At 51.5% G+C, this 21667-nt stretch carries 15 protein-coding genes; 5 read left to right on the plus strand and 10 right to left on the minus strand.

The genetic code is table 11. The annotated features are described in order from the left end of the window. The first annotated feature begins 25 nt into the window (after positions 1 to 25). The 3 genes from QWY82_RS01570 to QWY82_RS01580 all read left to right on the plus strand — a co-directional run bounded on the left by QWY82_RS01570 (position 26) and on the right by QWY82_RS01580 (position 1972). On the plus strand, positions 26 to 592 hold the full coding sequence (locus QWY82_RS01570) for a hypothetical protein (RefSeq protein ID WP_290259377.1): 567 nt from the start codon (positions 26 to 28) through the stop codon (positions 590 to 592). A 500-nt stretch (positions 593 to 1092) separates the two neighbouring features. Further along, complete coding sequence (locus QWY82_RS01575; protein WP_290259378.1) at positions 1093 to 1473, plus strand: GreA/GreB family elongation factor; 381 nt, start codon at positions 1093 to 1095, stop codon at positions 1471 to 1473. Between the two features lie 94 nt (positions 1474 to 1567). Beyond that, on the plus strand, positions 1568 to 1972 hold the full coding sequence (locus QWY82_RS01580) for a GreA/GreB family elongation factor (RefSeq protein ID WP_290259379.1): 405 nt from the start codon (positions 1568 to 1570) through the stop codon (positions 1970 to 1972). 57 nt (positions 1973 to 2029) lie between these two features. On the opposite strand, the gene QWY82_RS01585 is transcribed toward QWY82_RS01580, so the two are convergent. The 10 genes from QWY82_RS01585 to QWY82_RS01630 form a co-directional block, all read right to left on the minus strand. Next, positions 2030 to 4609, minus strand: coding sequence for a carbohydrate-binding protein (locus QWY82_RS01585; protein ID WP_290259380.1), 2580 nt, complete (start codon positions 4607 to 4609; stop codon positions 2030 to 2032). A 335-nt stretch (positions 4610 to 4944) separates the two neighbouring features. Beyond that, positions 4945 to 7245, minus strand: coding sequence for a beta-glucosidase BglX (bglX, locus tag QWY82_RS01590; protein ID WP_290259381.1), 2301 nt, complete (start codon positions 7243 to 7245; stop codon positions 4945 to 4947). A 163-nt stretch (positions 7246 to 7408) separates the two neighbouring features. Continuing rightward, entirely contained in the window at positions 7409 to 9967 is a 2559-nt protein-coding gene (locus QWY82_RS01595; RefSeq protein ID WP_290259382.1) for a cellulase family glycosylhydrolase, read from the minus strand. A 74-nt stretch (positions 9968 to 10041) separates the two neighbouring features. After that, entirely contained in the window at positions 10042 to 12435 is a 2394-nt protein-coding gene (locus QWY82_RS01600) for a TonB-dependent receptor (RefSeq protein WP_290259383.1), read from the minus strand. A 551-nt stretch (positions 12436 to 12986) separates the two neighbouring features. Next, on the minus strand, positions 12987 to 14183 hold the full coding sequence (locus QWY82_RS01605) for a helix-turn-helix transcriptional regulator (RefSeq protein ID WP_290259384.1): 1197 nt from the start codon (positions 14181 to 14183) through the stop codon (positions 12987 to 12989). Positions 14184 to 14468: 285 nt separating this feature from the next. Continuing rightward, positions 14469 to 15059, minus strand: a complete 591-nt coding sequence (locus QWY82_RS01610) for an LNS2 domain-containing protein (protein ID WP_290259385.1) — start codon at positions 15057 to 15059, stop codon at positions 14469 to 14471. 91 nt (positions 15060 to 15150) lie between these two features. Continuing rightward, positions 15151 to 15369: a DUF6500 family protein gene (locus QWY82_RS01615; RefSeq protein WP_290259386.1), complete on the minus strand. Its 219-nt coding sequence runs from the start codon at positions 15367 to 15369 to the stop codon at positions 15151 to 15153. Positions 15370 to 15698: 329 nt separating this feature from the next. After that, positions 15699 to 18050: an arylsulfatase gene (locus QWY82_RS01620; protein ID WP_290259387.1), complete on the minus strand. Its 2352-nt coding sequence runs from the start codon at positions 18048 to 18050 to the stop codon at positions 15699 to 15701. Positions 18051 to 18352: 302 nt separating this feature from the next. Continuing rightward, complete coding sequence (locus QWY82_RS01625) at positions 18353 to 18757, minus strand: hypothetical protein (RefSeq protein WP_290259388.1); 405 nt, start codon at positions 18755 to 18757, stop codon at positions 18353 to 18355. Between the two features lie 10 nt (positions 18758 to 18767). Then, positions 18768 to 20174 (minus strand): S8 family serine peptidase, encoded by a 1407-nt coding sequence (locus QWY82_RS01630; protein WP_290259389.1) that lies wholly within the window; start codon positions 20172 to 20174, stop codon positions 18768 to 18770. A gap of 222 nt (positions 20175 to 20396) precedes the next feature. Between QWY82_RS01630 and QWY82_RS01635 the strand changes: the two genes are divergently transcribed. Together QWY82_RS01635 and QWY82_RS01640 are read left to right on the plus strand one after the other, a co-directional pair. Beyond that, complete coding sequence (locus QWY82_RS01635; protein WP_290259390.1) at positions 20397 to 20888, plus strand: RNA polymerase sigma factor; 492 nt, start codon at positions 20397 to 20399, stop codon at positions 20886 to 20888. Continuing rightward, positions 20885 to 21661: a hypothetical protein gene (locus QWY82_RS01640; RefSeq protein WP_290259391.1), complete on the plus strand. Its 777-nt coding sequence runs from the start codon at positions 20885 to 20887 to the stop codon at positions 21659 to 21661. Before QWY82_RS01635 ends, QWY82_RS01640 begins: the two co-directional genes overlap by 4 nt. The last annotated feature ends 6 nt before the right edge of the window (positions 21662 to 21667 follow it).

Here is a 21667-nt window from a genome sequence, read left to right on the forward strand (position 1 = left end):
AAACGCAAACACCGAGACACAAGAAATGATTCGCTACCTATTCAATCAGTCGCTGTTAAGTTTTAAAAATCGCTACGATTACGACATCTCCTACATGCAAGATATATTGCAACACGATCTATCGGCCTTTTTGAAATTTATAGGCTTGCAAATGATGTCGAATCACTCTGCTGGCTTAGCTGCTGAACCAATCTTCGCTGCCAGACTACAAGCCATATTGTGGGACGACTGCGGCCCCTGCACGCAATTAATTGTTAATCTGGCATTGGAGGCCAAAGTGGAATCACACATAGTACGAGCCATTGTTGCGGGCGACCTAGATACACTTCCAGAACCCACAGCCTTGGTGGTGCGCTTTACTCGGTTGGTATTGGCACACGACCCAGAGGCCGATGGATTACGCGAACAAATCATTCACCGATGGGGGCGAAAAGGTTTGATTGCCATCGGTTATGCCATTAGTTCATCGCGAGTTTACCCTGCGCTAAAATATACACTTGGCTACGGCAACGCCTGCAGTTGCATACAAGTCCAGGAGACACAGATAGTACCGAATATAACGACAGTTAAAACAGCAACCCCAATCAAATAAATCAGAATCTTAAAAATACCAGACGGCAGACATAATGAGATGTATTGCTTCCGACTCAAAGAGATCGGAGACGTTAGATTTGACATATACCGAAAGACCGAAATACCGAATCACTACCGCTAGGTTCAAATGTAGTGTCTAGGGGCTCAGCAAAAACTTTGCCTAGCACAGGCCTGGTTTTGCCGCCGTCATCACTCGACCTGTCTATATGCGCTTCTAGATAACGAGCTAAAAACGGCGCTGCCACTGAATTGCCATGAACCACTAGCCACGCTTAACTCAATCCATTGACTTTATATTTTTGTAGGGTAACCTCTAACTTAACGCGACTAACATTGGCTTGATTCCTCAGTGATACATGCATTTCTTCTTTTCTTGATGTGGAGGCTCGCTCCGCTCACCCCCCTACACCGGGTGCTTAACTAGCATCCAGCGCTGTCGCGCACCTCATATTTTTCTTTAAAAAATTTCGTCTAATTTTCAGTAGGCGGGAATCTTTTATGTGCAAAACGTTATCTTTCAGGCTTGCGCGCTTGATGCTCACCCGTGTGCGCCGATTTTACATAAGCACACGCTGGTCGCCAACAAATAGCCCGACAAGCCTGTCTGAAATTATTGATTCGATAGAAATTGCTGGGAGTGCAAATTTTTCGACTATGGAAAAAATAACGCTGAACACCCGAGTCACTATTTTAGATCTACAGGAAAACCAAACGTGCAGCCTTACCCTTGTGGCGCCACCTGCAAGCCAACCTGAGCAGGGCTGCATATCCATACTTTCCATGCTTGGCTCACAACTCATGGGCAAGCGGGAGGGAGACATGGTTGTCATCGCATTCTTTGGCACAACCATGCGCTATCGAATTCTAAAGGTAAATTAACAATACACAACTGGCTGCATAGTCATTCCAATTGGAAATAACATCAAGCCATATAGAAAATCAAACCGCTGACCGAAACTTATGGAGAGCAGACATGAAACAAAGAAAGAACAGCTCGGTGTATTTGAAGAAATCAGATTATCTAAAACTAATAAACCTCCTCAAGGTCGAGTTTAATTCCGATGCCATACGCGCCCTCGAAGATGAAATCGATAGAGCAAAAATTATCGCCGATGATAGTATTGGTACAGATATTGTTTGCATCGATTCACTCGTGACGTTTCTCGACATAGACTCGGAAAAGGAAATTACTGTTCAGTTGGTTATGCCTGCCGATGCTAGCATTGAAAACTCAAAAATTTCAATACTATCTCCCATCGGTAGCGCATTAATCGGTTTAAAAAAGCATGGGTATATTGAATGGCCAATGCCCACGGGGAAAATCAGAAGAATGTGTATTACCGAGGTGGCTCATCAAAATAATGGGATAACTCAGTAGAATGGTGCCGATCAAAGGATCGGCACACGGTACGATCAACCTAAAGCATTCATCGTTCTAGTTATTGACAGCTTCAAAACGCCAGCGTTGATGCGACGCATTCTGCGACGAATCGGTAATAACATTGGCGCCATTTACGCCTGAACCGCCGTTAACTTGCAACACGTCAGCACCATCGCCGGTACGCACAATGTAGCTACCATCGGCTTGCGTCTCCACTTGCCAACGCTGATTTTGATTGCCGAAGCACTGCCATTGATGCACGTTATTAGACCCACTATCGGCATCTAAACAGAGACCACTTTTAACGTTAATCAACTCAAACTGATTCCCGCCCTGGGACTGAGCAAGCCACTGTTGATTCAAACCATCGGAATAATCCCACTGCTGAACGTTGGCGCCATTGGCGTTAGATAAATCGGCAACGTCCAAGGATTTCCCGCTGTTTTCGTTAACAATCACATAAGTACCCGGCGCAAGGTCGAATACGGGTTGCGCGGTTTCAGTGCTGAATTCAAGCCAATTAAGATTGACGCCTCCCGCGCTGAACCTAACACGCAATGAATAACTACCCGCGGCTAAGGTTGTGTTGAATTTTAATGTTTGCCAATTTTGCCAGCCGCCAGTTGAGGAGACATCGACCCCGCCGACGAAATTATTGTCTAACCAAACCTCAGCCCGACCGCCACCACTGTTACTGGCAACCCGCAAACCAACCACAAAAGCAGATGCCTCAGTAACGGCCAGGTCGCCAAAATCCAACCAATCACCGGCATCAGTCCAACCCACGTTTAAGCCGCCTTCGCTGCTGGGCTCAGTTTGAACACCCTGCATAGAACAGTAACTCTCTGCCTCAATTTTTGCTGGCAGATTAGTAAGCAAGCCAACACAAGGAAACTCTGGTTCCGGTTCTGGTTCTGGTTCTGGCTGAGAAATGGCCAGGCCCAAGGACAACCAATTAAGGTTTATACCCGCACTTTCGTAAACTAGGCGAAGTGTTTGCTCGCCTTCGGCAACGGCAATACTAGCCTCCGTGCTTTGGTACACCTGCCAATCACCAGTCACCGGCAAGGTGAGCGTGGCCTGCTTTACCCCATCTAGATAAACACCAACGCGCCCGGGCTGATCATTGACCGCTGCCCGCAATGCAAAGTTAAGATTACCCGCCGCACCTGCCTGCACCTTGTATTCGGTCCAGTCGCCGGTATCTATCCAACCAATATTCTGATTACCGTCCACGTCGCCGGTTTGCTCTTGCTGCACACCAAAGCTGGCACAATAATTTTCCGCTTCGATGCGTGCCGGAAGTAGACTTGCGCTCGCGTCGTCACAAGATGGCAACTCAGGTTCAGGTTCCGGTGCTAGCCCACCGGGCTTCACCGCCTGATAAAAGCCTTCGTGCCAAAGGTGACTGGCATGGCCGTTGACAATATTGTTGCGAGCAAAATTCATCATGCCGTCAAAGGCACCGGCGGGCGGCGTACCGCCTTGGTTGATAAATTGTTTCACCGCCTCGTAGTCACTGTTGGTTGGAATGGTCCACAAGGTTTTATCGTGCGACATTTTTTTGAAAGACCAAGGAAAGTAGCCGGCAAGATTTTGCTTGGCCCAATCGGTAATTGCCTTGAGATTACCCTCATCGGTTTCACCGTATTCACCAATAATCAATGGAATGCCTAGGCGGTTGGTAATTTGTTCTCGCCCTTGGGTTCCAGAAACATGGCCGTAGTGATGAATTTGATACACGAGGTTATGATCCCATTTTGCATTGATTCCACTGGCCGCTTGCACCTGTGGATCTTGCCAATCAATTTTAGTGAGATCTGAACCCCACCAAGAACCTTCGGCCACAATCATGTGATTTTGATCCACTTGGCGAATCGCATTGCGTAACTGCACAAGCGAGCCAAGCAGTTCAAGTTCGCGACCGGGTTGCGGCACCGGTTCGTTAATTAGGTCATAACCCAAAATGACAGGTTCATTCTTATAGTAATTTGCGATATGGCGCCACACCTCGGCCGCTACGGCAATATGATTGCCATCCCAAAATTGCACACTATCGCGCGGTTGGCTAGCGTTAGAATTAACATTGTCGGCATGATCGCCGGGGTTTTGATAACCGGGCGCGGCATGCATATCCAGTAGAATATACATACCTTGCTCGCGACATAGATCGATTAGCTGGTCAAAATATTGAAAGCCGTGATTACTGAGCGCGCCATCATGCCAAAACATATTGTAGTGAAAGGGTACGCGCAGGGTATTAAAACCTAAGCGCTTAAGATCGGCGATGGCATTCTCCTCCACATAATTAAGCCGCCACTCATGCTCAAACTGTCTTGCCTTTTCGGCACTTTGAAATGCGTCTTCAAGGGAGTTTAAAAATTGCGTATGGGTTCGATAGTTAAAGTCACCCATCATGAGGTAACCCTCCCACAACAACCAGTTACCCAAATTAATACCGCTTAAGTAAAGTGGCGCCCCGGTTTCGTCAAGGATTTGCGTGCCATCGGTTTTTACATATTGCGCTGAAGCGGGCAATGCCACTGTCAAACCCAAACCCATAACCAACGCAGAGGCCTTTAAACTTCTGCGCCAATGGGATTTCCATCTTTCTTTCGTATGATTATTTATCATTGCTTTTCTCTTTACATTATTCACTATTATTTTTTTGGCGTAGCGAACCAGGCAAACAAACCTGTAGCCTTCGCTAAACCGCTGTTGCTGTAGGAAAGCTTCCACAACAGGGCGAAACTACGTGAGCAAAGCCCTAGCGTCGTTCGAACTGCGTGTTTTTGGAGTTCGACTGAGGTGTTTCTGAAAAAAAAAGCCCTTCAAGAGTGAAGGGCGCAACGAGGGTATTATCAGCACTGCTGTCCCCCAGTTATGTCGCGGGAGAGTTTGGTACTATCAGTATCTATTAGAGTGACGCTAATAGAGCTAGTTTATTTGAACAGCGTTAGCTAGGGCGATTAATCCGTAAGGGTAAACGATTCCTTTAAGCCAGCCTCGGCATTAGGTGCAATCCACACATCAAACTCACCCGGCTCAGCCAAATATTGCATCTGCGCATTGTGGAAAGCGAGTTGTGATGCCTGCAGGCTAAAAGACACCGTTTTCGACTCGCCCGGCGCCAGCTGTACGCGTTTAAAATCTTTTAATTCGCGCACTGGGCGCGCAACCGTCGCCACCTTATCGCGAATATACAACTGCACCACTTCTTCAATGTCATAGTCGCCGGCATTTGAAACCTTGGCACTAATGTCAAGATTACCCCCGCGCTTAAGTTGCGAATGACTAATCTGTAAATCGCTGTAATTGACCTTGCCGTAGGTCAAACCATAGCCGAAGGGAAACTGCGGTAGGTGACCATAGTCCAATAAATTAGACGAGTTGCCAGGCACATGCTGAAACACGCCCTGTTCAATGTCTTGAATTTTGGTGTAATTATCGTCAGTTGCCGGGCGCCCCGTGGCAAGATGATTGTAATAAATAGGAATCTGGCCGGAGGCCTTTGGCCAGGTAAGCGGTAGCCGACCTTTCGGTGCGTAATCGCCAAATAAAACGTCAACCAAGGCGGGCCCTGCCATAGTACCCGGGTGCCAAGCCATCATCAGCGCGTCGACAATGTTTTCTGCACCTTCTAGGGCGATAGGTCGACCCGCCATGATAACCATCACAATGGGTTTGCCGGTCGTGGCCAGTGCGTCGAGCAGCTGCCGCTGCGCGCCAGGTAAACTGATATCGCCACGGCTATGGCCTTCACCGGATAAAATCGACTCCTCGCCCACCATGTATAGAATGACATCCACATCGGCAATTTGCTTTAGCGTTGTGGCAAATGCTGCGCTGGAAAGATCGCGACTATTTTTTAACGTCGGCGCGAACACAATATTTTCCGAACCACCCAAATACTCTGTTAAGGCGGGCAAAAGGCTGCGGCTATCTTTTTTATCGCCATCGTAGATCCAAGTGCCCAATTGCTCGTGCGGCACATCGGCCAAGGGCCCGACCAAGCCTATTTTCTGCTGCTTTTTCAATGGCAGGGTAGCGGCGCTATTTTTTAGCAGCACAAAAGATTCTCGCGCTGCCGCTCTGGCGGTATCGAGATACTCTTCCGTTAAAAACGCTGGCTGTATTTTTTGCTCGGCGACGCGATTATCGAATAGGCCCAGTGCTAACTTCACTTTGAGCATATGGCGCACGGCTTGATCAATTTGCGCTTCGGTAATTTTTCCCTCGGCCACAAGAGCCGGCAGCTGCTGTTGATAGGTAGCAGTGTGCATCTCGTAATCCACGCCGCCGTCTAGCGCCAGTTGCGCCGCGTGCTTGTCATCGCTTGCTGCGCCATGGGGAATCATTTCTAACACCGCATTCCAATCGCTTACCACGAAACCATCAAAGGCCCACTCTTTGCGCAAGATATCTTTTAATAAAAATTGATTAGCCGTAGCTGGCACGCCGTTGAGTGTGTTGTAGGAACTCATTATGGTGAGCAAGCCTGCGTCGACATTGGCTTTAAAAGGCGGAAGGTAGATATCGCGCAGAAGATTTTCAGGAATGTTAGCCGCGTTGTAATCGCGCCCACCTTCGGCCGCGCCATAACCGGCAAAATGTTTTGCACTCGCGGCCAAGGCATCGGGCCGAGATGGATCATCGGTTTGAAAGCCTTTGGTCATGGCAACACCCAACACCGAGGTGAGGTGCGGGTCTTCACCTAAGGTTTCGGCAATGCGGCCCCAGCGCGGGTCGCGACTAATATCGATCATGGGCGCGAAGGTCCAATTGATGCCAGCACTGGACGCCTCCTTGGCCGCCACCCGTGCACCGGCTTCAACAACCTCTGGGTTCCAGCTCGCTGCCTGGCCGAGCGGAATGGGAAAAATAGTTTTATAGCCGTGAATCACGTCTTGGCCAAATAACAGCGGAATACCTGACGCACTTTCTTGCACCGCCGCGGTTTGTAAATCCGAGAAGGCATTAGGTTGTAATTTATTGAAACTGACGTTGAGAAAGCCCCCAATACGACCGGCTTTCACGTCTACATAGGCCGCCGCAATCGCCGCTTCGGTTTCATAGGTGCCCCAATCGCGCAGCGATAGCTGGCCTATTTTTTGTTCCAGTGTTAGCGATGCGAGAATTTCTTCTACGCGCGGATCAAGCGCTGCACTGGGCGTATTTTGCGGTGCAGGTTTTTCATTGGTGCAAGACGCGCTTAGCAGCGTCGCGGCACTGACGGCTAGTACAGCCAATAGAGCTCTAGCAGTTTTCATTCTCATCTCCCTTGTCAGCCCATGCCTAAAATTTTGCGCAATGGGTTAGCACTCGTGCTTGTGTTAAACCGAGCCACGCCTGACAAATCCATCTACATTAATTACAGATGTGTTCGCGCCCTAAGACGCGAACACTGGTTAGCCGATCTACATATCAGAGCGCTTAGTCGGCGCTGCGAAACTCAATCCAATTTAAGTTCCACTGATTGTCGAGCGAGGTTAAACGCAACTTGGCATTGCCAGCCGGCAAGCTAAGGCTGCGAGTCACCGTGGTGTAGGTTTGCCAACCGCCGGTGTTGGGCACTGTCACTGTGTCTAATACCACACCGTCAAGTTCGACGGAAAAGCGAACATTGCCCACTAAACTGGCTAAGCGGAAATCCACATCAAAATCACCGGCTTCATTTACCTTCACTTCGTATTCGACCCAACGGCCGGTTTCAAAGCTGCCGACGTTGGAGCCACCACCAATATCACCAGCGCCTTCGGTTTTTACTCCTGGGTGCGCGGCGGTATAGTTTTCTGCTTCAATTTTGCTTGGCAGGGTATAGAAAGTAGGACCGCTTGCGGCAATCTCACTGGCATAACCTTCATCGGTGCTATTGAACGCAGCAACATAGTAGTAATAAGTAGTTTCCGGTTGCAGATCAGTATCGCTGTAGCGGGTGTCAGTGACTTCTTCGATAACCGCAAAACCCGAGCGCGGAGCGGTTGAGCGGTAAACGCGATAGCCATCGACATCGCCCGTTGCCGCAGTCCAAGACACATCATTGGCCGTGTCGGATGCCACAACAAGTATGTCGCTTGCCTTGGACGGAATGTTGGTAAAAATTTGCGCCGGTTGCTCTTGTGTTAACGCCGTCATCACCGCTTCGTTGCGCAGGTAATCCATGCTGGCAAAGGCGGCGAAGAAATCTTCGATGGCTTCGATGCTGTCGTTGTTGATATCAACCCGCGGCAGCGCGCGGCCATCCACATCGTTCCACCACTGCGGCTCTTCGGGCACCAGATAAATTTCGGCCCACATGTCGTTGCCACCAGCGCCGTTATCTTTAAACCGGCCCGATAGGGTGTAAGACTGACCACCTTCAACCACCACGGGTTGATAAATTACCGTGTTATGCCCCGCGGCTGCTGTTACCCGTAAACTTGGCGAGCTATCAACGCCGGCCACTTCACCGGCCGCGTAGTTGTAATCGTAATCGTGCGGGTCGCCCCAGATTTGGATTTTGTTCCAGTTCGCATCGGTGCCAAACTCGCCGTTGACAACTATGTTTTCACCCGTGGCATCGTTAGTTAATTGAATGCTGTCGTAGGTAACATCGGTGCCATTAAAGGAACCGGTTTTGATGGCTAAGTACATGGTCTTGTCGCCTTCACCGGCGAAGGGCGTGGTACTGCGCGCGGGAATATCGCAGGCGTTTGCAAAACTGCTTTCCCAGTTATTGCAACTCCAGGTTTGCGCCTTGGCGAGCAATTGATTGCCATTGTTGGTTATCAAGCCCCACTGGCCATTGCCAACACCACCCGATTTAGACGTGGTCTTTAACGACCAAGCGGTAGCCGCCCAGTTAAGTTCATTGTACTTGTCAAAACTGGCGCGGGTAATTTCGCCACCCATGTCGCCGAGGCCGGTCCAGGGTTGCATTTCGCCAACCAATACCGGCGTATAGACGTTGCGCGCAAGTCGCGCCCAATCACACACGCCGCCGGTGCCATCTTCGCCACAGGTAATCCAATCGCGATGTACACCGTAACCAATGTTACCCCAGCCAAACAAACCTGGGTAAAAGTGCATATCAAAGGCGACGTTCTCCATGCCCAAATCGAGTGGATCGCCATAACTGGAGATGCCATCGGCATTGTGACCAGCAAGAATGATGATGTGATCCTGATCGATTTCGCGAATAGCCTTGTACAGCTCTAGCGAAAATTCAGTTAAGGTTTCCGAGTCAGTACCCCAGGGTTCATTCAACAAACCGTAACCGGCCACTGTGGCTTCGCCATTATATTTCTGCGCAATTTGTTGCCACAGCCACACGGTTCTATCGCGATAAACGGCGCTATCCCAGAGTTCATTTTGATCGGCGCAACCGGTGTGTTGCTCTGTACCCTGGCGACCAGCAGCACCGTGCAAGTCCAACACAACGTACATCTCGCGCGCTTTAGCCTTGGCAATTGCCGCATCTAAATAGCTCCAGGCATCGGCGCGCAAGGTTTTTGGATTCTGCTCGTCTTCGATCAGGTCGTAAGGGAAAGGAATGCGAACCACATTAAAGCCAGCTTCTGCCATCGCATCCCAATCGGCATCGGTCAGCCAAGAATCGCGGTGTAATTTAATGATGCGATCTTTTTCATCGGCGCCAAAGCGGTCGGTCAACACCGCTTCCAAAGTGCATTGGTCTGGAATATCGGCTCCTAAGGGATCTTCGCTGGAATCGAACATCCACAACTCCATAGACAACCAGTTGCCCAGGTTAATGCCGCGCAGGGAAACTTTCTGACCCTCCACGTTTTGCCACAGGGTACCCTGCGCCTTGAGTGCGGAATAACTTTCGGTTCCAGCCTTTGGCTCCTCAAAAGCGGGTGGCACCGGCACAATTGGGTTGGGTTTATCGCTGCCACAACCGGGCAGCAGTAATAGCGCGGACAAGGCGACGCAAGTCGGCACAGGTTGAAGGTTTACAATATTTTTTAGGGTGTTTTTCAGTTTGAAGTTCATGTTTTCACCATCGAATTATTAGGTTCGGACGGGCAAGCTCTGCAGCAGAGCTCGCCATCACCACTCGCATTTACTCAGAAGCTCGCACCGAAGCGAACACCCACCGTACGCGGCGCCGAATAGCGGCCAGGGAAGCCAGCGGCGGTATTGTTATCCACCGAAGAGCTCGACTTGGTCATTTCGTCAGTTGCATTATTGACGAACACATCGACATGCCAGTTTTCACCTGAGTCATACATCAAACCTAAATTGACCTTAGTGTGCGCGTCCTGTCCGGCTGGGTTGCCGTAAGCAATACCGGTTTGCTGTACGTTGTTGATCACATTATTAACCGGCGCGCTGTTTTCGTTTTGATCGCGGAAATACACATCATCTAAATAGCGCACATTAATACGCGGTGTCAGCGTGCCCTTGGCCATTTGGAAATCCCAATGGAAGCCAAAGTTGAAATTAAACTCCGGAGATTGGGGCAGGTGATTACCAGCCAAGTCATACAAACCTGTGGGTTCGCCATTTTCATCTAATACCGGCGTGTTGTTGTCGCCATAGCCACCGTTGTCGACGATGTAATCTGTGTAAACCGCATCGAGATAGCCAGCCGAGAAATCAACCACACCGGCATCACCCACCAACCAAGTCAACTCCACCTCCAAGCCGGAAATTTCTGCACCGGCAACGTTGGAGTTAACAATTTGATTTTCCTCTTCGTCGTAACCCGAGCGAATCAAATCGTCGTACTGCATGAAAAATGCGGCGGCATTGAAGCGCACTTTTTCGAAGTCAACTTTATAGCCCACTTCATAGCTGGTGCTGTTCTCTGGGTTAGTGGCAGCGCCACCATCCTGAATAACACCAGCGCGATAACCAGAGCCGACACTGACATAGGCCAGTTGATCATCCCATTCGTAGCTGGCGCGCACTAAATAGGTCACTTGACTATCGTCAACTTCCACGTCGTTGCGTTTATCGGCTTTGCAGCTGCCGCGTGTGCGCTCCAAACCGGTTAAGTCATCGAGGCCGTCTGCACCTTCGGCGCCGGTGCGATTGTTTAAGAAATCTTCGAAGGTGACCAAGGCCGAGCCGCCCAAGGTTGGACGAATATAGCCGTCGCAATCGTCGCCATAATTGCGGCCACCGCGATCGTACTTGAGGTCGTCGGTGTAGCGCAGGCCGCCGGTTAGGGATAGAGCGTCGGTGACGTGATAGGTCAGCTGACCGTAAGCCGCTTGGGACTCAGAGCCACGGGCCGGTTGAATGAAGGTTGCACCGCGGCGATTCAACCAAGGGCCATCGCCATCGAAGTCAAAGCGTATCGCGGTTTCTTCTTCGAAGTAGTAGAGGCCAACGGTCCAGTCGAACATATCGCCAGCGGTGTTTTGCAATTTCAACTCGTGGCTCGCCGCGGTTGAATCTTGGTATTCAGTGCGCGCCTCTTGAAACATAGACAACACGCCGGCATCTTGATCTACCACTTGCTCGCGACTTAAGTTGCTGCCACCGTAAATGTACTCGACATTTATGCCATCGGTAATGTCGTAACTGATTGTCGAGCGCACCACGTCGCTTTGCATATCTAAGGCCACCGGCGAATCGATGAAGGCGCTGTAGTTGCCTTTTTCCACTTCAACTGGGTTTAACAAAACACCGGTGTTACCTTGGTCGGCGAAGGTCTCAAACGACATCAGCCACTGCAAGTTTTCGCTAATATCCCACAGGCCGGTCAAACGCGCCGAGCGCACGTCGGTGTTATTTAATTTCATGCCCACGTTGTCGGCGGTGCGCAGTGTTGTGGGGCCAGACCACTGGCCATCTAAACCGCGCGGATCGGTATCAATTGGCTTTACCCAGCCGTCGTCTTGATCCGAATAGGCTGCCACGCGCACGGAAAATTGCTCGCTAACCGGCAGAGTTACGGCACCCGAAACCTGCTGCCGATTGTAGCTGCCGTAGGTCATTTGGAAGTCGCCTTCCAATTCCTTACCGGGCCGTTTAGTGGTTAGCAACATGGCGCCACCGGTATTGTTGCGGCCAAACAAGGTACCTTGCGGACCGCGCAAAACCTGCACGTTTTCCAAATCGTACATCAGCGCCAACGCGCCCTGCGCACGTGCGGCGAACACGCCATCTACGTAAACGCCAACACCCTGGTCGCCGGTTTCCGTTGGGTTATTGGTGCCCACGCCGCGAATATAAATTTTGATATCGGATTGATCTTCTTGCCCCGACACCACCAAGTTCGGCACAAAACCCGTTAAACCTGTAACGTTTAAGATATCGTTTTCGATCAGCGTTTCCTGGCTCATCGCCGTTACTGCAATGGCGGTGCTTTGCAAAGACGCCGCGCGCCGCTCTGCGGTTACCACAATTTCTTCCAGCCCAACGGACGCTTCTTGCGCCATCGATGACGAGTGCCCAGCCACTGCCAGCAAGCCGGCAATGGCGAGGGAAGTGGGGTGCTTTTTAGACAAGTGCCTAACCATGGAATACCTACCTATTATTAGAATGTGTTTTTGCGTTTCATGCTCGTTGCGATCCGCTTGATTGACTTAAACGCGACCGCTTAGCCCCAGCGACTAACCACCATCACCCATCACTCACCTTGGCAAAGGGCTGATAGTCGGCAGACCCGCTGGAGATCGGCTCTAAACTAAAACGCAAACAAAACCTTGTCGTTCGACCTAAGTTAAAAAGGCGTTCGGCTTATTAAACACGGGTTCTTACGGAATAATTTCGCCGCTGACATAGGTTCGAGTTAAAACGAACGCCAGCCAGCAAGGGCACCATGGTTGGCAAACGCTCACTTGGATGGGGAAGGAGCTGCAAGCTGCAAGCTGCAAGCTGCAAGCTGCAAGCAAGCCTAAAGGCAGAGACTCAGACGCCCAAGCACCAGCTTACAAGTGACCTAAGGCTTGGTTGCCCTTACCTGTTCAGCTAGGGAGCGGGTCCCAACTTGAAGGGGGCGGCGCCGACCTTGCAGCTTGCGGCTTGCGGCCTGCGGCCTGTGGCCTGCGGCTTACAACTAATGATCAAAAATCCCCTTGCCCTGCTTGGCGTTTAGCTCCCGCTGGCTGTCTCGATACTGGCTTGGAGTCATATTTTCCATGCGCTTAAAGAAGGTGTTAAACACAGACTTGGAGTTAAAACCCACCTCATAAAAAATATCGATGATGGACTTATGGTCTTGCGCCGGGTCTGCCAGGCGGATCTTGGCCTGCTCTACCCGGTGCCGATTGACGAACTCATAGAAGTTCATCTTGTAATGAAATTTCAATAGGCCGGATAGCTTGCGTGGGGTGATATCCAAAGCGCTGGCCAGTTTGTCGAGGGTGATATTGGCGATGGCGTATATCTCAGGGTCTTGCATACCCGCCTCCATGCGGGCAATGGCCTCCAGTTCTTCTGGGTCTTCGGCCTCAGCGCCATGAACTTCCGGAGAATCAATCGCTTCAACCGTTTCAAAGCGAGAAAACTTCAACAATACAAGGATATTAATGGCAATAAAGTTCAGGTGATAAGCGCTTACGCCTAAGTCATTGAGCAGGTTCATGTTAAAGTTTTGCTGCCACAGGCCAGCGAGCTTGACCGAGAGCAGCAACGCATCCATACCGTAGAGCAACAGCATGGTCAGCATCATCGCCTTGAGCCACACCAAGTCTTGGCGGTTAATATTGGCCACCGAGTCCTGCAGACGCCGGCCATAGTTCATCACCATCAACAGGCCCACGCAGGCATAAAAAACCCGCAAATATTTACTCGCCGCGTCGAAATAAAGAAACGGCGAAGAGTAGGCAATGTGCTGGGTTTCAATCAGCTGGTAGCGCGAGCTAAAGTCAAGGCTATAAAATGTTATTACCAACAAAAAGGCGTAAAGCGCTAAGGGCAGAAGATGCCAAAGATTTTGCCGGGCTAAGGTAAAGTCTTTATACAGAAGCGAGCGTACAAAGAGATAAAGCAGCGGGCCATCGAGGTAATAGCTGTAGCTACCTAAGAAGAAAAAGTTGGGCGAGATGTCCAGCATCCACAACCTAAACTCTTTGCCCCAGAAAATAAGCTCGTGCAGAGCCATAAAACTATGGCACAGCAAAAAACCCACAAAAAACCAGGTACTCAGCGGTCGATTGGGCTGGCTCAGGCTCAAAATAGCCGCCACCAACAGACACTCAAAACTCAGGAGTATCAACACCACATCGTGAAAATTAAACAGAACTGTATCCATCGCCCCACATCTATTTCTTTATTATTTGGCGATTAGCCTACACCATTTAACGGGTCTACACCAAGATTGGGAGTAGGTTTCGAAGCCGCTAATGCAGCCGTTTTAGGCGCCGTGCTTGGCGCTACCCAACCTGTTAGGACAAGTAGAACAACACCTATACACAGCGACGCCTTATTAAAAGAAGGCTCAGTTAATTGATGTTTTGAAGGCGGCATCTCGCGAGTAGTTGCTCTGGCTTCAACACTGTCGAAAAAGAAGGACACAGCCAGCTCACCTAACAACGCCTCAATTTAAGGCTGGTCTCGCTTGGTTATCTCGAATCCACGTTTCCATCAACGCTCGCTGCCCAGACCAAGTGCTAAAACAGGTCACCCAAACGCCCGGTAAACACGCTTCCTCACCTTGACGCTGCAGTGCAAAGACGGAGCTCGCATCTATACCCACCTGGGCATAGGCCTCGAAATCTGTGGCTGAATCGCCAAAGCCGGCAACAAGCAGCCACCCCCTGTCTTTGTATTGATTCAGTACGCGCGCCTTAAATGCCGCGTGATCACCGCTATCCTCAGTATTTGCTGGCACATGAATGCTGCCCTCCGGAAAGCCGTTGTCAGCTAGCCAGCCAGGAATAGCTCGCTGCAATAGCGCAACCCGAGCACTCAAATAAATAATTTTATAACCGCGCTCGGAAAACAATTGCACTGTACTGGCCGCATCCTCACGCACAGAGAAGACGGCCATAGGTCTTGGCGTTAAGGTGCCGTCAATATCAAACACAACGGCTTTGCTATTAGCATTAGGCGCCTGCTGGATGGGGAAGGATGTCAAAGTACAACCCACGCACAACAGTATGGTTAACAATGAAGTCAAATAATGCATATAGCTACCTTTCGATATCGAAAGCGACTGAAGAATACTTACTAATCAGATGAGAAAAGCAAATTGTCCACTTTTTCAAGGTGAAATTTATTTACATTCCAGCGTCGATCATATCGATAATTTTACGGGCCTTAACAAAATGATCTAGCTTATGGGTTTGTATCCACCAAGTGGCAGCTTCCATAAGTAACTCTGGATCATCGTTTTTATTGGCGAAAAACGCATAGAACGAAACCCCGACGCCCTCACCCTTAGCGGCAATTTTTTTATTGCAAACCGCAACAACCTTCGCTCTCAATTCCTGTCTCATTATCGACCTAATGTAATTAAAGGCTTCAACCAGAATGGGCTCCACTCGGGTTACTGAATCTATTAGAGAAGGCAGGCACTTTGCTACGCCACCTAAGGCGTAGATTAAACCACAATTAATGTCGTATTTAGAGACCGACTGTTTAAGGTAAAATCGAGGCGAATCACGCAACGGCCAAGCAGGTAAAGTGGCTTTGCGGAAAGCAAAAGGACATAGCGAAGGAATTGGCAGGGGCATTTCAATAAAACCTCGCCCCCGAATAAAAAAAGGTGACCCAATTGGGCCACCTTTTATCGGCTTTTTGAAAAAAGCCGGCACTGCTGTTGCGGTTATTTCAGTTCTACGGTGACCTTATTGATCTTGCCGGTAAACTTGGTTTCATCTGGGCCATAGCCGATACCCAGAGCCACAGGGGTTTGGTTGTCTAGGCCCACATCGGCCGTCTCATCGGCCGAGAAAATCATGGGCTGGGTTTTTCCAATTCGCCCTTGCGCCACTTGCTTGCCGTTTACCAACAGCGTTGCCATGCCGCCTTTGCCTAAGCCGTCACCATCGTAGGCAAAGTTCAGCGTTACCGTTGATTTACCCGACGGCAGCGCCTTAGGGCTTTCCACTACAAAGCGCTCAAGGCCTAGCCAGTTGTATTCATAGGCTGGCTTGCCGTCGCGCATGTGCAGAGACCAACCACCGAAACGCCCGCCCTGAACCAAAATGGCACCGGAGGCGCCGGCCTTGGGTATTTCTAATTCAGCGGTGAGGGTTTTAGAGCGATTTTTCACGTTAATAAACGTGTTTTCCATCATCCCTTCCATGCCTTCGTATAAGGTCAATTCTGTGCGCCCGGCCATAAGGTCAGGGCGCCCAGCGAGCGCGGGGTTAACGCGTTCGATGGTGCGGTCGTCAATGGGCAGCACGTTATACTTTTGCGCTTCCTTCATGAACAGCGCCTTCATTTCCTTCAACTTTTCCGGCTGCTCGCTGGCAAGGTTGGTGGCTAGGCTAAAGTCCGCGTTGACGTTGTAAAGATCCCAAGTATCTTCTGCCAGTGGTTTTTGTTTCCCCGTTTGCCAAGGCGCGCGGTGAATGGTGCGAGCAAACCAGCCGTCGTGATAGATAGCGCGGTTACCAAAAATTTCGAAGTACTGGGTGGTGTGGCGATCTTTTGCCGTTGCATCATTAAAGCTGTACACCATGCTGGTGCCTTCGAAGGGTATTTGCGCCGTGCCATTCACCACTTTGGGTTCGGGCAAGTTAGCCGCTTCCATAATGGTGGGGGCCACATCAATCACGTGGCTAAATTGTGTTCTTATGGCATTGCCTTTCTTAATGCCCTTGGGCCAATGAACCACGGTACCGTTGCGCGTGCCGCCGAAGTCAGAGGCGACTTGCTTAGTCCAGGCAAAAGGTGAATCAAACGCCACAGCCCAACCTGCAGACATGTGCGGGAAAGTTTCCTTGCTGCCCCACTTATCCATCAATGGCAGCAGGTCTTCAACTTTTTCCTGCACGCCGTTGAAGTAGGTCATTTCGTTGTACATACCCACCATGCCGCCTTCGGCGCTGGTACCGTTGTCACCGGCTATGTAAAAAATTAGCGTGTTGTCTAGCTCGCCAATTTCCTCAATGGCCGATACCAATCGACCTACGTTGTGATCTGTGTGGCCAACGAAACCGGCAAACACTTCTGCCTGGCGACGAAACAGTTTTTTATGGTCTTCGGGTAGGCTATCCCATGCCGGCAAATCAGCGGGGCGCGCTGGCAGCTTGGTATCTTTCGGAATAATGCCCTCGGCTTTTTGGCGCGCGAAACTGGCCTCGCGTACCTTGTCCCAGCCGGCATCAAACTTGCCGTGGAATTTCTGAATCCACTCTTTCGGTACATGGTGCGGCGCGTGCACGGCACCGGTGGCAAAGTACATAAAGAAAGGTTTGTCTGGCGTCATCGACTGCTGCGCCTTGACCCAATTCACCGCTTGATCGGTCATGTCTTCGGTGAAGTGGTAATCGTCTTTTTTCGGTGGGTTAACTTTCTTCACACCGTCGTAAATAAGCGGCGCCCATTGGTCGGTTTCACCACCAATGAAGCCGTAAAACTTGTCGAAACCCTGGCGTGTTGGCCAGCGATCGAAGGGCCCAGACACGCTGGTTTCCCAAGCGGCGGTTTCGTGCCACTTGCCGAAGGCGGCGGTGCTAAAACCGTTCAAGCGCAACATTTCAGCCAGCGGTGCAACTCTATTGGGAATAGCGCCGGTGTTACCTGGAAAGGCGGTGGCGGTTTCCATGATCGAACCCGCATTGGCGGTGTGGTGGTTGCGGCCAGACTTCAGCGCCACGCGGGTGGGCGAGCAAAGTGCGGTGGTATGGAAGTTGTTGTAGCGCAGGCCAGACTTGGCCAGGCCATTCAAGGTGGGCGTCGGAATGGGGCCGCCAAAAGCACTGGTAGCGCCGAAGCCTAAATCGTCAATCAACACGATCACCACGTTGGGCGCACCCTTGGGCGCGGTCACCTGGAAGCGCGGCGGTGGCGTGGCCTTGCGAACATCGAGTTCGGCGCTAGCCGGGTAAACTGGCTCGGCAATGGGAAGTACGGTGCGGTCTACTGAGTCCGCGGCCACAGTACCCACACACAGGGGCGACAACAGTCCGATGGCAAATAAACCTAGGCGTAAGTGCTTGTTCATCTTTTCTCCTTAAAAATGATCCCTAAAAATACCCACACGCAACTTTAGGATGGTTCGCACAAATGTACCAGTAATAAGTGACAGATTTGTGCTTTCTGTGAAATGAGTAACTCAGAGAGGATGCGTATACTCTGGAAAGCTGCCTGAGGCGGACTTTCTTGCTACCGCCGGTGGTGTTTAAAACATCTTCTAGCGCGGAAGCTTAAGTAATTGGATATCCATCAATGGGCATTCATCTGAACTTTTTTAGCCGCAAGGTGAGGGTAGCCCTGCAAGCTACAAAATAGTAGGTTGCAGGGAACCTATGACGAAGGCGTTGAATGTGTACTTGCTAAGGTTTTGAGGCGGGTATTATATGCAGTTACATAAACAGCATTGTATTCATAACTTGAAATTCGCAACGCTAGATCATCTACATACAAGCCAAAAATACAAAACAGCTGAAAAGGCTGGGCATGATCGTTAAAGAGATAAGTCGCTTCATAAGCTGAAACGCCTAGATACTCACCGTCATACCGCAGAAAGTGCGCATGCCCATCCTGAAAATCCTCCTCCGCATCAGTAAAGCCCCTAGTTAAAGATGCAACAGGATCTTCAGCAGTGTTTATTAACGCTTGGCTTCTATTAACTTCCCAGTAAGCATAGAAAATCACAATAAAGAAGAGCGCTGCGCCTGCGATGATTAAATTTTTATACGAACTCGCCACGAGGTAATCCTCACAAAACCAAACCCGCGCCAAACACCGAATCTCGCCCCGCTTCACCTAAGTCGATGGCTTGTTGCTCTAGTCCCTCGATGGCCTCCGTTAGCGCAGCGCCATTAGCCAGAGCGCAGGCAAGGCGCGCGGTGATGATGGGGGCGGCCATGGAAGTACCGGTTTCCCGGCCGAAGGCTGCGGACTGTTGCGCTGTTTGCGCGCGCGCCGTTACCACCGACACCCCCATGGCCGCGAAGGCGACCTGTTCGCCTTGGTTAGCCCAGCGATAAATATGGCGCTCTTGATCCACCGCCGTCACCGCTAGCACCTGCGGATAGGCGGCTGGGTAAAGCGCTGGCGCTGCCGGCCCCTCGTTGCCCACGGCAGCCACCATGGCGATCTGCTGCTCGGCCAAACGCGCTACAGCCAGCGCCAACAATTGATTCGGCGGCCCGGCCAGCGACAAATTAATCACCCTCACCTGTTCCGTCGCCAGCCAATTTAACGCCCGTAATAAACTCTGGGTGGTGGCGCCTTGGGAATAATCCGAGCGCGCATAGAAAGCGGAGGCGACAAACAATTCCGCCTGCCTAAGCGGCGCCTGCAGGCCCTCGCCACTGCCGATGAGTAAACCGGCAACCGCGGTGCCGTGCGCCGATGGCGCGGTCAGTTGCGCCGGCAAAAAGGATTGACCGGTGATGTTCGCCTGGGCAAAAGCAGGGTGCTCGGTTTGCACCTGTGTGTCCACCATGCCCAGCCGCACCGGCGCAGTGCAAGCCGAGGGCTGATCGCTTTGTCGCTCGGCCGAAGATGCCGCCTCAGTGCGCATGCCCGCCGCGCTTGCCTCGGTTTGGCTGTTAAAAATGTGATTGCGATCCAAGCTCGCCTGCCAAGCCGTGGGCAAGAGTTGCGCTAAGGCGGCGCGGGAATCCAAGGCCTCGTCAACCTGAAAGCGCACCAACGCCAGCCCCAAACCAGGCATGGGTTCGCTCGCCAGCAAGTGAATACCGGGCAGCTTGGCCAACTCGCCTTGCTGCCGCTCCGGCAACCACACCAGCCACTCCCGTGCCACCGCGCGCCAACCGTCCTCCACGATAACCTCTATATGCGCCAACTGGCCGGCGTTATCGAGAATGGGCAAGGCGTTGGGCAATTGAGCGAGGGGATTGTTTAACGCCCGCGCGATGGGGTCGAGCGCGGCCTCGCGCGCCACAGCTTCGGCCACTCGAGCTTCTCGTTGCGCCGCCAGCGCGGCTTCATCGAGCCGGCCGTTAATATCTGCTGCAGCCTCGCTGGCCGCACGCCCGAGCTGGTCAATTTGCCCGGTCACTGTCTGGGTCGCGGGCAATTGGCCATAGCCCGTGGCCGGCACCAGAAGTGCGTAGACTAGCGAACCGGCGATGAGTGCCGTGCGTTTTAGGGTCATGATCGTTATCCTTAGGCCGCCTATAACTAGTCGACGAATTTGGGCCTTAGCCGGTTAACAGCCTACCGATTCTAGAGCTATTGGACTAGAACAATGAAGACCGATGCGAGCCTGACACCAAGCTCTCATTAAGATAACGACCCCGCGCGAAAATTATTCCCTTTTTTTGGAATAAAAACTAAGCCCGCACGTTAACAGGTTGTAACAAGGGGAAACTAACCGATGCACAACGAATTAACAGAACTATTGCCGGCCTTAAGACGCTTTGCCTTCTCCCTCACCGGGCAGATGGCCGACGCTGACGACCTGCTGCAAAACACAGTGGAAAAGCTACTGGCCAAGCCCGCCCCCAACGATGTGCCCTTGGCAAAGTGGGCCTTTCGGGTTTGCCGCAACCAATGGATAGACGACTATCGGGCGCAGAAAACCCGCCACACCGCGGCCCAGTCGCCAGAGCTAACCGAGGGCCAGATTGTCGATGGCGAGCGCGCCATGGAGCAAAAAATGACCCTCGATCGCGTCAACCGTGCCATGGAAACACTGCCCGACGAACAGCGTTCGATTATCGCCTTAGTGTGCCTACAGGGTTTGGCCTACAAAGATGTGGCAGAAATTTTAAGCATTCCCATGGGTACCGTGATGAGCCGACTCGCCCGCGCTAGAGCGGCGCTGGTCAACACCCTGGACACCCCAGCCGAGAGGATTACAGCATGAATATTAACGACGAAACGCTATCGGCATTCTTAGACGCAGAGCTGCCAGAAGCCGAGATGAACACCATCCGCGAGCGCATTGCCGAAGACGAAAGCCTGGCCAATCGGCTAGCCGAGCTGGCCGCCGTAGACAGCCAATTGCAAGCTTGCTATCAACGCATCGACGAGCAACCCATGCCGGCGGCCATCACCGAGATGATTGCGGCGAGCGCCCAACAACAAGCGCAGAAGCAAGAGCAATCAACGCCAAAAACCAGCGCCAAGATTTTTCAGTTTCCACGCTTCGCGCCACAACACTTAGCCATGGCAGCGAGTGTCGCGCTCGCCATTGGCATCGCCATGAACCACTGGCTAGCTCCGGGGCCAAGCGCCGATGCAAACTGGCAAGAGCTGGCGCAAGCACTGGACACCTTGCCCAGTGGCGAAACGCGACAGCTGAAAACCGGTGCCGACCTGACAACCAAAGTGTCGTTCACCAATGGCGACGGGCAATGGTGCCGTCAGTATCAGGCCAGCAACCAAACCGACATTACCCAAGGCATCGCCTGCCGCAATAACCAAGGCTGGCAGTCGGTGGCGGCACTCACAGTCGCCAACACCGAAACCGCAAGCGGCCAAGCATACCAAACGGCGAGTAACGATAAGGCCATCGTAGCGCTGGTTGACGCGATGGCCGTGGGCAGCTTTTTAAACCGCCGGCAAGAAGCCAAGGCAATTGCCGAAGGCTGGGCCAACAACAATCTTATTCAGCAACAACCTGCAACAGACAAGTGAGGATAA

This window comes from Simiduia curdlanivorans, from assembly GCF_030409605.1.
Classification (GTDB): domain Bacteria; phylum Pseudomonadota; class Gammaproteobacteria; order Pseudomonadales; family Cellvibrionaceae; genus Simiduia; species Simiduia curdlanivorans.

Excerpts from the sequence above, each read along its gene's own strand:
- QWY82_RS01570 (WP_290259377.1), top strand. The coding sequence starts at position 26 with ATGATTCGCTACCTATTCAATCAGTCGCTGTTAAGTTTTAAAAATCGC.
- QWY82_RS01575 (WP_290259378.1), top strand. The coding sequence starts at position 1,093 with ATGTGCAAAACGTTATCTTTCAGGCTTGCGCGCTTGATGCTCACCCGT.
- QWY82_RS01580 (WP_290259379.1), top strand. The coding sequence starts at position 1,568 with ATGAAACAAAGAAAGAACAGCTCGGTGTATTTGAAGAAATCAGATTAT.
- QWY82_RS01585 (WP_290259380.1), bottom strand. The coding sequence starts at position 4,609 with ATGATAAATAATCATACGAAAGAAAGATGGAAATCCCATTGGCGCAGA.
- bglX (WP_290259381.1), bottom strand. The coding sequence starts at position 7,245 with ATGAAAACTGCTAGAGCTCTATTGGCTGTACTAGCCGTCAGTGCCGCG.
- QWY82_RS01595 (WP_290259382.1), bottom strand. The coding sequence starts at position 9,967 with ATGAACTTCAAACTGAAAAACACCCTAAAAAATATTGTAAACCTTCAA.
- QWY82_RS01605 (WP_290259384.1), bottom strand. The coding sequence starts at position 14,183 with ATGGATACAGTTCTGTTTAATTTTCACGATGTGGTGTTGATACTCCTG.
- QWY82_RS01610 (WP_290259385.1), bottom strand. The coding sequence starts at position 15,059 with ATGCATTATTTGACTTCATTGTTAACCATACTGTTGTGCGTGGGTTGT.
- QWY82_RS01615 (WP_290259386.1), bottom strand. The coding sequence starts at position 15,369 with ATGAGACAGGAATTGAGAGCGAAGGTTGTTGCGGTTTGCAATAAAAAA.
- QWY82_RS01620 (WP_290259387.1), bottom strand. The coding sequence starts at position 18,050 with ATGAACAAGCACTTACGCCTAGGTTTATTTGCCATCGGACTGTTGTCG.
- QWY82_RS01630 (WP_290259389.1), bottom strand. The coding sequence starts at position 20,174 with ATGACCCTAAAACGCACGGCACTCATCGCCGGTTCGCTAGTCTACGCA.
- QWY82_RS01635 (WP_290259390.1), top strand. The coding sequence starts at position 20,397 with ATGCACAACGAATTAACAGAACTATTGCCGGCCTTAAGACGCTTTGCC.
- QWY82_RS01640 (WP_290259391.1), top strand. The coding sequence starts at position 20,885 with ATGAATATTAACGACGAAACGCTATCGGCATTCTTAGACGCAGAGCTG.